This is a genomic window from Klebsiella sp. CN_Kp113 (assembly GCF_040064585.1).
Taxonomy (GTDB): Bacteria; Pseudomonadota; Gammaproteobacteria; order Enterobacterales; family Enterobacteriaceae; genus Klebsiella; species Klebsiella michiganensis.
The window spans coordinates 279,215-295,456 of sequence record NZ_JBEAID010000022.1 but is presented as its reverse complement, the minus strand read 5'-3'; the positions used below and the strand labels follow the sequence as shown (position 1 = coordinate 295,456).

The window sequence follows — 16,242 nt, the reverse complement described above, 5'->3', positions numbered from 1 at the left end:
CTCTTTAAGCCATCTTAAATGACTCTGAGGTGTCTGTTAAACCCGTGGCGATTCACTTGATGATGATTTGAGCCTCTATCCTGTCTTTCTTCACAGTCAAATCAAGGTGGCTGATTGTCTCAAGCTGGCTTGATTGCTCTCGTTGGTGAACCTCTGAGACAGCCTTTTCAACGTCCTTAATCTGGCTATTCAGGGCTTTCAAATCCTTAGCCATAGATTCGGTATCATCTGCCAGCATAGCCAGCTTAATAAGCCTCTCACGCTGTTTGTGAAGCTGTTCTAATTCACTTTGAAGAGTACCAATAGCAGAGCCAGAATCACGATTGAGTGAAAGACGGTTAGTGTTGTAAAGCAGCCCCTGAACAAGGGCTTTATCAGTCTGCAATCTGCTGAACCCAACACTATTACAGCGCCCTTCACTCTTCATCGAGCATTTGTATATACCAGACCTCTTAGCAGAGACACCCGCAACAACGACAATAAAGCCACATTCAGAGCACCTGAGAACGCCTTTGAAGAGATTCGTTAGCAGAGGTAGGTCAGATGAGGGTTTGCGCCCTGAACCCTGTTTAAGCTGCTGTACAGCGTAGAATTGCTCATCGGTGATTATTGAGGGGTAATAGTTAGGAATCTCAGATACACCCTTTACAGCCATCGATTTAGACGGAACCTTGAAGCCAATCACTGAACGGTTTGAAAGCAACTCTGTGACCGATGATTGAGACCAACCACCTGTAACGGATTTGAACTGGTTCAGAGTGGAAAACCCTTCATCATTCATTTGTTTAGCTATCTTGACGTGAGATAATCCCTCTAACCTTAGCTGAAAGACACGTTGAACAGCTTTCACATTCTCAGGGATGAATTCAAAGTGTGAACGGTCTTCAGAGACCTTTAACCATGCTGCACAACGCTTAGACATGATTTCACCTTTAGCAGCCCGTTCCCTCTTAGCAGCCCATACAGACCTTAAACGGGTAGACTTCATCGCTGATTCTTCATGTGCTCGCTCCATGACCAACATCGCTTTAATCATGGACAGTGAATCTTTCAGACTTTCTTTCGTGTACCACTCATTATCGACAAGTGTCACCACTTCAACGCCAGACCTGAGAATCTTTCTAAGCTGCTCCCCTGCTGTATCAATGTCCTGACGGCTTACCCTGTCCAGAGATTCGACAAGAAGAACTGAACCCGCTTCAATGTAGCCAGATTCAACAGCGGCTAGAAATTCACCAAATGCACCTGACTTAGCATTAGCACCGGAGAAGCCGCTTATACCCAAATCCTGAAAACGTAATGATTCGTCTAAATAGTAATCGGGATTTCGTTTCAACCAATCGTTAATGTACTTGCTTTGACGCTTAGTAGAATCACCAACCGATTGAATTTTTGTAGAAAATCGTATGTATGAGATTGCTTTTGGCATGGGGTTTATGATGGGTTATGAAGAGATTGAACAAGTGTATCATAAGAAAGGTGTAATCCTGGATAGCCGTCCGGTTCATAGCGCCGTCGCCCGCAGCCCGGCGATGCTCGACGCGCAAAGAAAGAAGCCAAAAGTTCCCGTCCATGCGCTGGTGACGGCCCACCATCCGATGGTGCGTTTTATCGGCAGCGATGACATGGCGCAAAATCGTGAGCTGTTTAGCGTGTGGTTACGCACGCTGCCAAAATGGGCGCAGACAACCACGCCGTACCTGTTCCTCCATACCCCGGATATCGCCCAGGCGCCGGAACTGGTCGACACCCTGTGGAGCGATCTGCGCGCCGCCCTACCGGAAATAGGGGCGGCACCTTCAATTCCGCAGCAAACCTCTCTTTTCTGATATCCTGCTATCCTCAATTGAGCCACCGGAAGCGATAAAAGGGAGTTTTGAGTATGGTCAGCGCGCTGTATGCGGTTTTAGGTGCGTTATTGCTTATTAAGTTTTCCTGGGACGTTGTACGACTGAGGACGCAATATCGCGTTGGCTACGGCGACGGCGGTTTTAGCGAACTGCAGGTTGCTATACGCGTGCACGGGAACGCGGTGGAATATATTCCCATTGGCCTGATTCTGCTGCTGTTTATGGAAATGAACGGCGCGCAGACCTGGATGGTCCACGTCTGCGGTATTTTACTGATCGCCGGGCGCCTGATGCACTCCTATGGCTTTCATCATCGTCTTTACCGCTGGCGTCGTTCCGGCATGAGCGCGACGTGGTGTTCGTTGTTGCTGATGGTGCTGGCGAACTTCTGGTATATGCCCTGGGAGTTGGTTTTCTCCGTCCGTTAGCGCACAATACGCCGTTTTCGATTTTTCGGGTTTAACGTTATGTCTCACCGCGATACGCTTTTTTCCGCGCCGATTGCCAGCCTCGGCGACTGGACCTTTGATGAACGGGTTGCTGAAGTCTTCCCGGATATGATCCAGCGCTCTGTTCCCGGCTATTCCAATATCATTTCCATGATCGGCATGCTGGCGGAACGTTTCGTTCAGCCGGATACCCAGGTTTACGATCTCGGCTGCTCGCTTGGCGCAGCCACGCTGTCCGTGCGCCGCAATATTGCGCATGCCGGCTGCAAAATCATCGCCGTTGATAATTCGCCGGCCATGGTCGAACGCTGCCGTCGCCATATTGACGCCTATAAGGCGCCGACGCCGGTCGAAGTGATTGAAGGCGATATTCGCCACGTCACGATAGAAAACGCCTCGATGGTGGTGCTGAACTTCACCATCCAGTTTCTCGAACCGGGCGAACGCCAGGCCATTCTTGATAAGGTCTATCAGGGGCTCAATCCGGGCGGCGCGCTGGTGCTGTCGGAAAAATTCAGCTTCGAAGATGACAACGTCGGCGAACTGCTGTTCAACATGCATCATGATTTCAAACGCGCCAACGGCTATAGCGAGCTGGAAATCAGCCAAAAGCGCAGCATGCTGGAAAACGTGATGCTCACCGATTCCGTCGAAACCCACAAAGCGCGCCTGCGCAAGGCCGGTTTCGAACATGCCGAACTGTGGTTCCAGTGCTTTAACTTCGGATCGTTAATCGCCGTAAAATCCGGGGACCAGGCATGATTGATTTCAGCAACTTTTATCAGTTGATTGCCAAAAGCCCGCTGTCGCACTGGCTGGAGACGCTGCCCGCCCAGGTGGCGGCCTGGCAGCGTGACGCGCTGCACGGGAAATACCGGGAATGGGAGCGGGCCGTCGAGTTTCTGCCCGAGTTTTCGCCCTACCGACTGGATCTGCTGCATAGCGTTACCGCGGAGAGCGAAACGCCGCTGGGCGACGGTCAGCGTCTGCGGATTGAAAACCTGCTGAAGAATCTGATGCCGTGGCGTAAAGGGCCCTGGTCGCTTTACGGCGTGAATATCGACACCGAATGGCGTTCCGACTGGAAGTGGGAACGCGTACTGCCGCACCTTTCCGACCTCACCGGACGTACCATCCTTGATGTCGGCTGCGGCAGCGGATACCACATGTGGCGGATGATTGGCGCCGGGGCTCGTCTGGCGGTGGGCATCGATCCCACCCAGCTGTTCCTTTGCCAGTTTGAAGCGGTGCGAAAACTGTTGGGCAACGATCAGCGCGCGCATCTGCTGCCGCTGGGCATTGAGCAGCTTCCGGCGCTGAACGCCTTTGATACCGTCTTTTCGATGGGCGTGCTGTACCACCGCCGCTCCCCGCTCGATCACCTGTGGCAGCTCAAAGATCAGCTGGTTCCCGGCGGCGAGCTGGTGCTGGAGACGCTGGTCGTCGAGGGCGACGAAAATACCGTGCTGGTGCCGGGCGATCGCTATGCGCAGATGCGCAACGTCTACTTTATCCCTTCTGCCGCCGCGCTAAAGCAGTGGCTGGAGAAATGCGGATTTATCGATGTACGCATCGTCGACGCGTGCGTGACGTCCACCGAAGAGCAGCGCCGCACCGAGTGGATGACCACCGAGTCTCTGGCCGACTTCCTCGATCCGCAGGACAGCAGCAAAACCCGCGAAGGCTACCCTGCCCCGCTGCGCGCGGTGCTTATTGCCACCAAACCGGAAACAGAACAGTCGCTGGCGGCGAAAAAGCGGGCCGACAAGCAGCCTGGCTAACGCGTTTTCAGGATAAAAAAAGGCCCCTGTTTAATGGGCAGGGGCCTGGTACGGGCAATCATCATATTGGGCGACATGATGTGCAGCAAAAAACGGTTTATCCCCGTCATACTTCAAGTTACATGTGCGTTGGCTTTCCTCGCTCACCCCAGTCACTTACTTGAGTAAGCTCCTGTGGATCCCCTGCGTCGCCGCCTTCTCGCAACTCGAATTATTTAGGGTTTTAATCTCTCTGTGCGGAAATAATCTTCTTCATTTCCGCTACCGCTTCGCCATTGACGGCGTAGCGTAAGTATTCATCTGCTTCGGCATCCGTAGACATCGACAGTCCGGGATTGCGAAAGCGCATCGGGGACGGTAACCACTGGCCTGCCGAGGTATGCACCTCTTTTACCCCTGCCTGCAAAAATAGCGGCAGGTTGGCGGCGCGGACGCCTGCACCGGCCATAATAATAGGAGTATCGCTTTGGGAAATAAGTTCCCTGATTAATGAAATTCCTTTTTCGGCTGAAGACTGCTGGCCCGAAGTCAGGATACGCTGAACGCCGAGTTCAGCCAGCTCAGCGCTGGCCTGGCGCGGGTCGGCGCACATATCAAAGGCCCGATGAAAGGTGACGGCCAGGGTTCCCGCCGCCGCCATTATTTTTTTCATTCGCGCCCTATCCACCCGACCGTCGGCGTCCAGAACGCCGATCACCATGCCGGGAAAACCGAGATCCTTCACCGCGGCCACATCATCAAGCATCGCGGCAAATTCGCCGGCGGTATAGCAAAAATCACCGCCGCGCGGGCGAATAATCGGATGAACGGGAATGGTCACCGCTTCACGCACCGATTTCAGTACCCCCAGCGAAGGCGTCAGCCCTCCCTCCTGCGGCGCGGCGCATAGCTCGATGCGATCGGCGCCCCGGCGCTGGGCCTCCAGCGCGCACTCCATGCTGTAACAACAGACTTCCAGTAAGGTCATTCTTCTCTCCGTCGATAGGGCAGGCACTACAGAATGTCACGATTTCTTCCGGCAGACGCCGCGTCGCTTCACACTGTTATCGTTCAGCGTGTTCGCTGGCGACAATTTGCTCAATCGACCACGGGTGAAATTTGATCGTCACTTTGCCATCCGTTACCGCCAGGGTCGGATTCGGTAAACGCTCACGCTCTCCTTTCGGCGCGCTGGTCTTTACAAAAATGCCCGGCTGGCCCAGCCCTTCATCGGAAAGCAGCGCCAGCGCGCGGGTATTGAGCGTTTCAGGATCGCCCGCCAGAACGATTTCAATATGCTCCCAGCCTTCATGCGGATAGCGCTTTTCGCCCGGCCACGGCAGTTCAACGATGCTAAAACGCCAGTGCGCCACGACCATCGGCTCATCCAGCCTGAACAGGCAAATGGGTCGACCGTTAATGACATTTTCCGACAGCAGAGTAGCGCATTGTTCAAAGCCGCGACGCCAGCGCTCCGCCGTAGCGTTCTGGTGACAGCGCAGGGAAATATGGTCGGCGTCATGGGGCGTAATATCGAGACCGAGCCGGTGAGCAAGCGCGTTCAGCGCCTCGGTAAAGCGCGGCAGGTCCGCGGAAATATCGTTCAGTTCATCTATCTGCTGCCAGTTCGCCATCGTAAGCCTCGGTACTCGCTAAAAAGCGCTAATCTATCGCGTTTTCCGCGACCGACCAACCGGCAATCGCCGGCAGCGTCCCGCGGACGGTTATTCGTTGAGCGCGAGGCTCAGCAACCTCCGCGCGGTGCTGACGCGTGGGTGCAAATGCAGTATACTCCTGCCCTAATTTGTCCACATTCCCGCGCCGCCCCATCAGGGTGACGGCGTGTTAACGTAAGGTGTTTCGGTGAATATTCAGGCTCTTCTCTCAGAAAAAGTCAGTCAGGCCCTGATCGCGGCAGGCGCGTCTGCCGATTGCGAACCTCAGGTCCGCCAGTCAGCAAAAGTCCAGTTCGGCGACTATCAGGCCAACGGCGTGATGGCCGTTGCCAAAAAACTGGGCATGGCGCCGCGACAACTTGCAGAGCAGGTACTGTCTCATCTCGATCTGAGCGGGATTGCCAATAAGGTAGAGATCGCCGGCCCTGGCTTTATTAATATTTTCCTCGATCCGGCCTTCCTCGCGGAAAACGTCAGCAGCGCGCTGAAATCGGAACGTCTGGGCGTGGCTCAGCCGCAGGCGCAGACGGTGGTCGTCGATTACTCCGCGCCGAACGTGGCGAAAGAGATGCACGTAGGCCATCTGCGTTCCACCATTATTGGCGACGCCGCGGTGCGTACGCTGGAGTTTCTCGGCCATAAAGTGATCCGCGCTAACCACGTGGGCGACTGGGGCACCCAGTTCGGCATGCTCATCGCGTACCTGGAAAAACAGCAGCAGGAAAACGCCGGTGAAATGGCGCTGGCCGACCTCGAAGGTTTCTATCGCGAAGCGAAAAAACACTACGATGAAGATGAAGCCTTCGCCGAGCGCGCGCGCAGCTATGTCGTTAAGCTGCAGGGCGGCGACGAGTACTTCCGCGAAATGTGGCGCAAGCTGGTCGACATCACCATGTCGCAAAACCAGTTAACCTATAACCGCCTCAACGTTACCCTGACGCGCGACGACGTGATGGGTGAAAGCCTCTATAACCCGATGCTGCCGGGTATCGTTGCCGATCTGAAAGCCAAAGGTCTGGCGGTAGAAAGCGAAGGCGCGACCGTGGTGTTCCTTGATGAGTACAAAAACAAGGAAGGCGAACCGATGGGCGTTATCATCCAGAAGAAGGATGGCGGCTATCTCTACACCACCACCGATATCGCCTGCGCAAAATACCGCTACGAAAATTTGCATGCTGACCGCGTGCTTTACTACATCGACTCTCGCCAGCACCAGCACCTGATGCAGGCGTGGACCATCGTGCGTAAAGCCGGCTACGTGCCGGATTCCGTCCCGCTGGAGCACCACATGTTCGGCATGATGCTCGGCAAAGATGGCAAACCGTTTAAAACCCGCGCTGGCGGTACCGTGAAGCTCGCCGACCTGCTGGACGAAGCGCTGGAGCGCGCACGCCGTCTGGTGGCGGAGAAAAACCCGGAGATGCCCGCCGATGAGCTGGAAAAACTGGCGAACGCGGTCGGGATCGGCGCGGTGAAATATGCCGACTTGTCTAAAAACCGCACCACCGACTACATCTTTGACTGGGACAACATGCTGGCCTTTGAGGGCAATACCGCGCCTTATATGCAGTATGCCTATACCCGCGTGCTCTCCGTGTTCCGCAAAGCGGATATCGATGAAAGCGCGCTGGCGGCGGCGCCGGTGGTCATCACCGAAGAGCGCGAAGCCCAGCTGGCAGCCCGTCTGCTGCAGTTTGAAGAAACCCTGACGGTCGTCGCGCGTGAAGGCACGCCGCACGTGATGTGTTCTTACCTGTACGATCTGGCGGGTCTGTTCTCCGGCTTCTACGAGCACTGCCCGATCCTGAGCGCCGAAAGCGAAGAGACGCGCAACAGCCGCCTGAAGCTGGCGCTGCTGACGGCGAAAACGCTGAAGCTGGGTCTGGATACCCTGGGTATCGAAACCGTAGAACGGATGTAAAACCAAACCCGGCGAAAGCCGGGTTTGGTTTATAACGCCTGATGGCGCCACGCTCATCAGACCTGCAGCATCATTGTATCCCCGGTAAGCGTAAGCGCCACCGGGGAAATTCCGCCCTTCTCAGAAATACTTCCGCAGATACTCCGTCAGGCACAGGATCGCCATCGCCTGGCCATACGGCATCGACGTCAGCGGAATGTCGCGATAAAAATCCAGATTCGAACCCATGCCGGTACCGAACGACGTTTGCAGCAGCTCCCCTTGCGCTGAGATATTCTGCACGATGCCGCGAATCGCTTTTTCCGCAACCTCCGCATACGCCTGGCTCACGTAGCGCTTGCGCACCGCTTTGAGGATCCCATAAGCAAAACCGGCGGTCGCCGACGCTTCCAGATAGGAGTCAGGATCGTCAAGCAGCGTATGCCACAGGCCGCTATCGTCCTGACAGCGGGCCAGCGCCGCAATCTGCGCATTCAGCACCTGCACCAGATAACGCCGTACCGCGCTGTTCTCGGGTAAATCCACCAGCTCCAGGAAATCCGGAATAACGATAGTCAGCCAGCTATTGCCGCGGGCCCAGCGAGCGTGGGCGAAATTATGCCGCCCCTCGTAGCTCCAGCCGTGAAACCACAGGCCGGTCTCACGGTCCATCAGATTCTGCACGTGCAGCAGAAACTGATATACCGCCTCCTCTACGTATTGCGGACGATTAAGCAGCTTGCCGATTTTCGCCAGCGGCAGAACCGTCATCATCAGCGTGTCGTCCCACATCTGCTGATGATTCTCTTCCGCCAGGGTGATGTGCTGCATGCCGCCAGACTCAGTGCGCGGCATTTCGTTCATCGCCCACTCCGCCCAGCTATCGAGCCAGGGCAGATACGCGGGGTTGCCCGTCTCTTCGTAGCGGTAAGCCAGGGTGAGAAACGGCGCCATGGTGTTGACGTTTTTGGTGGTCGCGCCTTCGGCAAAGCGGTCGGTAAACCAGCCATCAATAATGTCGCGCATCGCCGTATCGCCGGTCTGCTGGTAATACTGATAAATACCGTACAGGCCGACGCCGTGAGTCCACTCCCAGCCGTTCCACCCTTTGGTGTCGATAACGCGTCCGTCGTCCAGCCGCAGTAAAAATTGCCCGCTTTCGTCCTTAATGTTGACCAGATTGTGCGTCACCTTCTGAATCAGCGCCTGCAGTTCATTGCGGGCGATAAAACGCTCCGGCTGGCGCAGTAGTGGGCTATGTTTGACAGGCCAAACTTTCATATCCTTAACCTCTGTTATATGTCGAATTCATGGCTGAACGCGGCTTCAGCGCTGGCGCGGCGGGTTTATTCCGATTCAGATAACCAATATTGTTGTTTCCCCACAGGGCGTCGTACGGCATCCCGGCCAGCATCTCCACCACCTCACGATCCCCGGCGCTGGCCAGTTCTGGCTGAGCGCGGCCGGATTCACGCATTTTCAGCGTTTCCGCGCGCAGGACGCTGTGGGTTTGCAGATTGAGCTTAAAGCGCAGGGAAACGAGGAAACCGCAGGCCAGCACCAGTAAGGTGCCCACGCTGAGGATCAGCAGAATGGTATGGCTCACTTCATAGGGCTGCGTTTTCTGTCCGGAGACAAAGCCCGACATCTGCATGATGATCCCCACCAGCATCACCGCTCCGGCCTGGGAAGCTTTACGCGTGAGGGTCATGATCCCGGCAAAGATGCCTTCGCGGCGCTGGCCGGTGATCACTTCGTCCACGTCGGCAATATAGGTATAGGTGTTCCACGGAACGTAGTTGATGCCGCCGCGGCCCAGGCCCGCCACTGCGGATATCAGCAGCAGCAGCGAATAGACATCGCTGAGGCCAGCGTAGTACAGCACCGCGTAAGAGAGCGAACTCAGGCCGAACAGCACCACCACCATGCGGTACGATGGCGCCGGCCCGAAGCGAATACACAGCGGGATCATGGCGATAACCGCAATAAACTGGAAGATCGCCATGGTTCCGAGCAGGTTAGAAGCCATTGAGGCTTCCTGCATCAGGACAAACACCACATAGTAGGTAAAGACCGCATTGAAGACATCCTGGGCGATATAGCCGCCCAGATACATCCCCAGATGCTGACGGAAAATTTTAATGCGCAGGGTCGAACTTAACTCAATGAACAGGCGGTTAAGACTCTGCGACAGGCTCAGGTTCTGTTTCTCCTCTTCGGCGCGCAGCGCGGCCTCCGTCCACTCTTCACGCGGGCGTTCCCAGGTAAAGAACCAGACGAAGGTCAGCATCATGGCGCACAGCACCGAGAACACCAGGCTGGCATAGAAGAAAGAAACGGCGTTGTCCTTACCAAAGAGAGTCAGCAGAACGCCCGGCAGGAAGGAAGCCAGAATCGCCGACATCTGCGCCATAGAAATACGCGCGCCGGAGAATTTGGTTTTCTGTTTAAAATCATCGGTCATTTCCGGTACCAGCGTTTCATACGGCACCAGAATCATGGTGTAGACAATATCAAAAAGAAGATAGGTCAGCAGGTAGTACCAGAACCCCATATCCCCTACCCACATGATGGAGTAGCTAAACACGCAGGGGATGCCGAGCAGGATGAAGAACTTACGCCTGCCAAAACGTTTCCCCAGCCAGGTTGAGCCAAAGTTATCCGTCAGAAAGCCCATCAGCGGACTGATTACCGCATCCAGAACCCTGGCGGTGGCAAAAATAAGCGTCGCCTCGATAGGGGAAAGGCCGCAAAAGGTGGTGTAGAAGTAGAGCAGCCATGCTGCTGTGAGTGCGGTCGTTCCCGCACCAAGGAAATCGCCCGATCCATAGGCAAGGTAGTTAACCAAACCGATTTTACGTGTTTTCATCGCCGTAAATCCTGTGTCTTTTTTTAGAGAACTCCGAACCGCGTTTTGGCCCATTCAGCCAAAAGGGGGTTGATACATGGCTACATTAAGAACATGGGAACGGCGTTACCTTTTCATTTTTGCCAGCCAAAAGCGTTCAATGGCAAAAACACAAAGAGTCGATGAACGCGCCTCACTGATTTATAAAACAGCGTTTCTTTTAATACAAAAGATCGGACCAAAAGTTGCGAAGCGACCACCAAAATGGCGCGCGGCGGAGTGAAATCTGGGCGCGTTATTTCGCTGCGGATAAACCTTGCGAAAGCTAAGGAATGGGAGTAAAGACAATAGAAAAGGGTTGTTTCGCGTATCTCAAGGAGGCTTGATGCCCTACTCACATCTGCTGGTCGCCGTGGCGCCAACCCCGGAAAGCCGGGTCCTCATTCAGAAAGCCGTCTCCATCGCCCGTCCGGTCAATGCGAAGGTCAGCCTGATTACCCTGGCAACGGACCCGGAGCTGTATAACCAGTTTGCGGCGCCAATGATGGAAAATTTACGCGAAGTGATGCAGGAGGAGACGCGCGGCTTTCTGGCCGAGCTCGCCCGCCACGCCGACTACCCGATAGAGAAAATGACTATCGCCAGCGGCGGGATTGCCCACCATGTGAAGGATTTTTGCCAGCGGCATCGCGTTGACCTGGTGATTTGCGGCAACCACAACCAGAGCCTGTTTTCTCGCGCCACCTGTTCGGCGAAAGATATCGTAGGCAGCAGCGGCGTTGACGTGCTGCTGGTGTGTCTGGAAAAAGGTTAGCGCCGAAAGCGCTAACCGCGATCGTCTCAGGCGAGCTTGGGGAAGGTCGCGACCTTGCGCGCTAAGTGGCTCTCCTCACTTCCTGGCTCAATCTCCTTTAGATCGGCAATAAACCGCTCCTGCCAGCGATGAATATCGTTATCTTTAATCACCGCCAGCATGGCCGAATGGCGGGCAATACGCTCGGCCAGCGGCATGGTTAACGCCTGGTCCAGCGCAGCCGCGACCTCGTCGCGATCGTAAGGATTGACGATTAAGGCCGTCGGCAGCTCGTTCGCCGCGCCGGCAAACTGCGACAGCACCAGCACGCCCGGATTTTGCGGGTCCTGCGCGGCCACATACTCTTTCGCCACCAGATTCATCCCATCGCGCAGCGGCGTAACCAGACCGACGTCCGAGTAGCGGAAGATTTTCATCAGCAGCTTGCGTTCAAAGTGCTGGTTCAGGTAATAAAGCGGCGTCCAGCCCAGCTGGCCATATCGGCCATTAATGCGGCCGGCCGCGGTTTCAAGCTGATGACGAATATCCTGGTAGGCCTGAACATCGCCGCGCGACGTCGGCGCAATCTGGGTATAGCGAATCTTGCCGTGATGCTGCGGATAGTTCTCCAGCAGCGCCTCGTAGGCCAGAAAACGCTCCGGCAGCCCCTTGGAGTAGTCCAGCCGCTCAACGGAAAAGATATTCTGCACGCTTTTCAGTTCGCTCTTCAGCTGCGCCAGCTTCGGCGGCAGCGGCCCTTTTGCGCTCCGCGCAATCTCTTCCGGATCGATACCGATCGGATAGACTTCGGTGTGGAAAGGTTTCCCCCAGGCCACATGCTTTTTGCCGTCGCGCGTCGTCAGGCGAGTCTGCATCGATACGCAGTCGAGAAACGCCAGGCGATCGCTCTCGGTCTGGAAACCCAGTAAATCGTAATCGCACAGCTGTTCAAGCAGCTCCGCGTGCGGCGGGAGCGCGTTAAAGACTTCCGGCGTCGGGAACGGAATATGTAAAAAGAAGCCGATGCGATTATTGACCCCGCGCTGGCGCAGTTCGCTGGCCAGCGGCAGCAGGTGGTAATCGTGGATCCAGACGATATCGTCAGGTTCGATCAGCGGCAGCAGTTTATCCGCCAGCGTTGCGTTGACGCGCTGATAGCCTTCCCAGGCTTCACGCTGAAAATTGACCAGATCGAGACGATAGTGGAAGGCGGGCCATAAAACGGCATTGGAAAAGCGGTTGTAATATTCGTCGTGATCCTGCTCGCTAAGGTTAAAGGAAGCCCAGGTGATATTCCCCTGCTTCACTTTTTTTAACGGCTGCTGGTCGTCACCGATTTCCCCACTCCAGCCGAACCACAGTCCTCCGGCTGCTTTTAATGCCCCCATAATCCCCACGGCAAGGCCACCGGCGCTGGCCTTTTTGTCATCCGGCGGGGCAATACGATTAGATACTACGACTAAGCGACTCATAGCCATCTCTCCTGTCGGTTAGCGCATCTGGTTGTTGCCCATGATTCGCGATGTTACTAATCCAAAGATGAACAGCGGCGACATCCGGCAGGCGCCAGTGCGCCTGGGTCTCACCGCCGCCCACTTTGACCGATACGCCACTCAGTTGATTGACGACGCTAAAACCCGCTTCATCGGTTAAGTCATCACCGACAAACACCGGCCTGCGCCCGCTGAATGGAGCTTCCTGCATAAAAGCGGCTATCGCTTCACCTTTATTCACTCCGCGCGGTTTGATCTCCACCACGCACTTACCCGGCTGTAACGCCAGAATGGGATGGCGCTGCACGACGGCCTGCGCCAGCGCCAGCACCGCGTGCTGATGCTCCGGCGCCTGTCGGTAGTGCAGAGCAAAGGCCATCCCCTTACTTTCCAGTTCGCATCCCGGCAAGTCATCCAGCGCCGCGGTCAGTTCCGCAGAGAGCGCCTTCTGGAGAGAATCCGGTAAAGAGACAATATGCGTTTTACCATTGATATCACGGCGTTCAGCCCCGTGGACACCGGCAAGCGGCAGCCGGTAAGGACGGGTAAGCTCATCCAGCTCAACCATTGAGCGCCCTGAAATCAATGCCACCGCGCCGTTGTGCTGCTGCACGAGCTGGCGCAGCGACTGCAAAACATCGGCAGGAATGACCACCTGATCGGGATGGGGTTTGATACCGGCAAGGGTACCGTCGAGGTCAAAGAAAAAAGCGCAGTTTCCGGTTAACGCAGGCGGTACATAAATCTGGTCAGCCACCCTGTTTCCTCCTTATCATGGCCAGCAACATGCTGGGTGTTAAATAATTGTAGCCATGTAAGTATAGACAGTGTGACCAGCCTCGCCATTTTTGATAGTCATTGCCAGCGCAACGAGCGCTGGCAATGGATTAGGATTAAACTGAAAAGTTGGACGAATTAAACTGCTCGTTTCGCTTTCTGTTTGTAGCGGTCGAAGATAACCGCCGCCAGCAAAATCACGCCGCGTACGACATACTGCGAGAATGGCGAGATATTGAGCAGGTTCATCGCATTCTCTACCGTTCCCAGGATCAGGATCCCGGCCACCACGTAGGAGATCTTACCGATCCCGCCTTTCAGCGATACGCCCCCCAGCACGCAGGCCGAGATGACAATCAGCTCGTAGCCAATTGAGGTCATCGGCTGTCCGCTGGTCATTCGTGAAGCCAGGATAATGCCTGCCGCCGCGGAAACCAGGCCGGAAAGGACGAAAATGATGATCTTGGTCCGCACTACCGGCACGCCCGCCAGACGCGCCGCTTCTTCGTTACCGCCAATCGCCAGGGTATTGCGGCCAAAGGTGGTTTTATTCAACAACAGGCCGAAGACAATCAGGCAGGCAACGGTCAGCCAGATAGGCGCTGGCAGGCCAAACCAGTTGGCGTAGCCGAGGGTAAAGAAACGCTCGTCTTCAATCCCAACCGCTTTACCGTCAGAGATGATATAGGCCAGACCGCGGACGATCTGCATGGTGGCCAGGGTGGTGATCAGGGCGTTAATCTTCAGGCGGGCAATAACAAAACCATTGACCAGGCCGCTCAGCGCGCCGAGCAGCAGACCGGCGCCGATCCCCACCCACATGCTCTCCGTCAGGTTAATCACCACCGCCGTGGTCACACCGGCACAGGCGATAACCGAGGCGACCGACAGATCGAAATCCCCCGATGCCAGGCAAAACAGCATTCCGCAGGCCACCATTCCGGACATAGAAATAGCCAGCCCAAGGCCTTTCATATTAATAAACGAGGCAAAATTAGGCACAAAAATCACGCAGCCAATAAACAGCACCGCGAAAACAACCAGCATGCCGAACTGATCCCAAATGCGGGAGAAGCTAAAAGCCGACCGGGTAGTACCTGAAGTGGTAACTGATGACATCATAGACTCCTTACTCAGGCGACCGCCTGGCTCACTTTTGGCATGGCAAGGCTCAATGCCTGCTGTTCATTCGCATGTTCATGCAGCAGCTCTCCGGCGATCTCACCCTCGCGCATCACAACAATGCGATCGGCGACGCCGAGAACTTCCGGTAAATCGCTGGAGGCAAAGACCACCGCGACGCCCGATGCCGCTAATGCGTAGATAACGTTGTAGATTTCATGTTTAGCACCCACGTCAATACCGCGCGTTGGCTCGTCAAGCAGGATGACTTTCATCTCTTCCGACAGCCAGCGGCCGAGGATCGCCTTCTGCTGATTGCCGCCGGAGAGGTTCATAATCAGCTGCTCGGCGCCGGGCGTTTTGATATTCAGCGATTTGATATGCTGGTCGGCGTTCTGCGCTTCCCAGGCATTGTTGATAACGCAGCCGGCGAGAATATGCTTGCGGCGAGCGCTGATATTGATGTTGTCGCGCACCGAGTGGACCGGAATAATCCCCTCCGCTTTGCGATCTTCCGGGCAGAGCATCATCCCGGCCTGAATCGCCTGAGCCGGCTTGCGAATATCAATGGCCTCCCCGTCGATATAAACCTGGCCGCCGGTTATTCTGCTGCCGCCGAATAAGCCTTTCATGAGCTCGCTGCGCCCGGCGCCAACCAGCCCAAACAGGCCGACGATTTCTCCGCTGCGCACCGAAAGGCTGACGGGCTGCCGCACGCCTGGCGCCTTCACCTGTTCAAGACGCAAACGCTCTTTGCCATATTCACGCGGCTGCCAGCCGTAGATATCGCCCAGCTCGCGCCCCACCATCGCCTGTACCAGCGCGTCGTGGTTAACCTCTTGCATATTGTCGAAGGTGCGCACGTAGCGACCATCTTTGAACACCGTAATCGCGTCGCTTAACGCGAAGATCTCTTCCATGCGGTGGGAAACGTAAATAATGACCCGTCCTTCCTGGCGCAGCTCGCGGATAACCCGAAACAGGTTTTCGATTTCCCGCGCAGACAGGGAGCTGGTCGGCTCATCAAAGGCGATAATTTTTGCGTTACGCGCCAGCGCCTTGGCGATCTCCACCATCTGCCACTGGCCGATAGAGAGATACTTGAGCGGCGTTTCCGGATCGATATCCAGCCCCAGATGCTTCAGCTGCAGGCCGGCTTCATAATTCAGCAGCGACCGGTTCACAATCCCGCCTTTATGCGGCAGCTGCCCGAGGTAGATATTTTCCGCCACGGTCATTTCCGGGATCAGATGCAGCTCCTGATAGATAATGGCCACCCCGGCGTTCAGCGCCTCGGTGGTGTGGGTAAACGTCATCTGCTGGCCGCGGATTTGCAGGCTGCCGGCGGTCGGTATGTAGTTGCCGCTGAGAATTTTCAGCAGCGTGGATTTCCCGGCGCCGTTTTCTCCCATCAGGGCGTGCACCTGTCCGGCATAGCAGCCAAAGCTAATATCGGACAGCGCTTTAACGCCCGGGAATGTCATGGTGATGCCGTGGAATGAGAGATAAGGGGTAGACTGTTGCATAACGACTCCGCTTTTCTGTACAGAGCCTCTCGCGCAAGGCAAGAGGCC

General features: G+C 55.7%; 15 protein-coding genes and 1 pseudogene. 7 read left to right on the top strand and 9 right to left on the bottom strand.

Annotated elements, in window-relative coordinates; genetic code table 11:
• Positions 1-52 precede the first annotated feature (52 nt).
• On the bottom strand, positions 53-1,429 hold the full coding sequence (locus ABLV30_RS15190) for a recombinase family protein (RefSeq protein WP_348865617.1): 1,377 nt from the start codon (positions 1,427-1,429) through the stop codon (positions 53-55).
• Between the two features lie 52 nt (positions 1,430-1,481).
• Here ABLV30_RS15190 and ABLV30_RS15185 point away from each other — a divergent pair.
• From ABLV30_RS15185 to cmoB, 4 genes and pseudogenes are all read left to right on the top strand, one after another.
• Positions 1,482-1,829 (top strand): annotated as a pseudogene (locus tag ABLV30_RS15185) (DUF72 domain-containing protein); the annotation flags it as partial.
• Between the two features lie 53 nt (positions 1,830-1,882).
• Positions 1,883-2,278 (top strand): MAPEG family protein, encoded by a 396-nt coding sequence (locus tag ABLV30_RS15180; RefSeq protein WP_025106117.1) that lies wholly within the window; start codon positions 1,883-1,885, stop codon positions 2,276-2,278.
• A gap of 39 nt (positions 2,279-2,317) precedes the next feature.
• Positions 2,318-3,061 (top strand): carboxy-S-adenosyl-L-methionine synthase CmoA, encoded by a 744-nt coding sequence (gene cmoA / locus ABLV30_RS15175; protein ID WP_009652021.1) that lies wholly within the window; start codon positions 2,318-2,320, stop codon positions 3,059-3,061.
• Positions 3,058-4,080, top strand: a complete 1,023-nt coding sequence (cmoB, locus tag ABLV30_RS15170) for a tRNA 5-methoxyuridine(34)/uridine 5-oxyacetic acid(34) synthase CmoB (protein WP_004852151.1) — start codon at positions 3,058-3,060, stop codon at positions 4,078-4,080. The genes cmoA and cmoB overlap by 4 nt, the downstream gene beginning before the upstream one ends.
• 223 nt (positions 4,081-4,303) lie before the next feature.
• Here the strand turns inward: cmoB and cutC are convergent, their stop codons facing one another.
• Both cutC and ABLV30_RS15160 read right to left on the bottom strand, forming a co-directional pair.
• Positions 4,304-5,047 carry a copper homeostasis protein CutC gene (cutC, locus tag ABLV30_RS15165; protein ID WP_049069085.1) on the bottom strand — a complete coding sequence of 248 codons (744 nt, stop codon included), beginning with the start codon at positions 5,045-5,047 and terminating at the stop codon, positions 4,304-4,306.
• Between the two features lie 76 nt (positions 5,048-5,123).
• Positions 5,124-5,693 carry a VOC family protein gene (locus ABLV30_RS15160; RefSeq protein WP_265800167.1) on the bottom strand — a complete coding sequence of 190 codons (570 nt, stop codon included), beginning with the start codon at positions 5,691-5,693 and terminating at the stop codon, positions 5,124-5,126.
• Positions 5,694-5,922: 229 nt separating this feature from the next.
• Here ABLV30_RS15160 and argS point away from each other — a divergent pair, with 229 nt between their 5' ends.
• Positions 5,923-7,656, top strand: coding sequence for an arginine--tRNA ligase (gene argS / locus ABLV30_RS15155; RefSeq protein ID WP_025106115.1), 1,734 nt, complete (start codon positions 5,923-5,925; stop codon positions 7,654-7,656).
• Positions 7,657-7,776: 120 nt separating this feature from the next.
• Here argS and ABLV30_RS15150 read toward each other — a convergent pair whose 3' ends face one another.
• Positions 7,777-8,916 (bottom strand): glycoside hydrolase family 105 protein, encoded by a 1,140-nt coding sequence (locus tag ABLV30_RS15150; RefSeq protein WP_265800169.1) that lies wholly within the window; start codon positions 8,914-8,916, stop codon positions 7,777-7,779.
• A gap of 4 nt (positions 8,917-8,920) precedes the next feature.
• On the bottom strand, positions 8,921-10,504 hold the full coding sequence (locus ABLV30_RS15145) for an MFS transporter (protein WP_265800171.1): 1,584 nt from the start codon (positions 10,502-10,504) through the stop codon (positions 8,921-8,923).
• Between the two features lie 76 nt (positions 10,505-10,580).
• Between ABLV30_RS15145 and ABLV30_RS15140 the strand changes: the two genes are divergently transcribed.
• Both ABLV30_RS15140 and uspC read left to right on the top strand, forming a co-directional pair.
• Positions 10,581-10,766, top strand: coding sequence for a hypothetical protein (locus ABLV30_RS15140; protein WP_196545759.1), 186 nt, complete (start codon positions 10,581-10,583; stop codon positions 10,764-10,766).
• Positions 10,767-10,868: 102 nt separating this feature from the next.
• Positions 10,869-11,297, top strand: coding sequence for a universal stress protein UspC (gene uspC / locus ABLV30_RS15135; RefSeq protein WP_004852164.1), 429 nt, complete (start codon positions 10,869-10,871; stop codon positions 11,295-11,297).
• A gap of 26 nt (positions 11,298-11,323) precedes the next feature.
• On the opposite strand, the gene otsA is transcribed toward uspC, so the two are convergent.
• The 4 genes from otsA to araG all read right to left on the bottom strand — a co-directional run bounded on the left by otsA (position 11,324) and on the right by araG (position 16,194).
• Complete coding sequence (gene otsA, locus ABLV30_RS15130) at positions 11,324-12,748, bottom strand: alpha,alpha-trehalose-phosphate synthase (RefSeq protein ID WP_196545760.1); 1,425 nt, start codon at positions 12,746-12,748, stop codon at positions 11,324-11,326.
• Positions 12,723-13,526: a trehalose-phosphatase gene (otsB, locus tag ABLV30_RS15125; protein WP_014229862.1), complete on the bottom strand. Its 804-nt coding sequence runs from the start codon at positions 13,524-13,526 to the stop codon at positions 12,723-12,725. Before otsB ends, otsA begins: the two co-directional genes overlap by 26 nt.
• Positions 13,527-13,684: 158 nt before the next feature.
• A complete protein-coding gene (gene araH, locus ABLV30_RS15120; protein WP_025106114.1) occupies positions 13,685-14,665 on the bottom strand; it encodes an L-arabinose ABC transporter permease AraH in 981 nt (326 codons plus the stop codon).
• Between the two features lie 14 nt (positions 14,666-14,679).
• On the bottom strand, positions 14,680-16,194 hold the full coding sequence (araG, locus tag ABLV30_RS15115) for an L-arabinose ABC transporter ATP-binding protein AraG (protein ID WP_014229863.1): 1,515 nt from the start codon (positions 16,192-16,194) through the stop codon (positions 14,680-14,682).
• Positions 16,195-16,242: the final 48 nt, after the last annotated feature.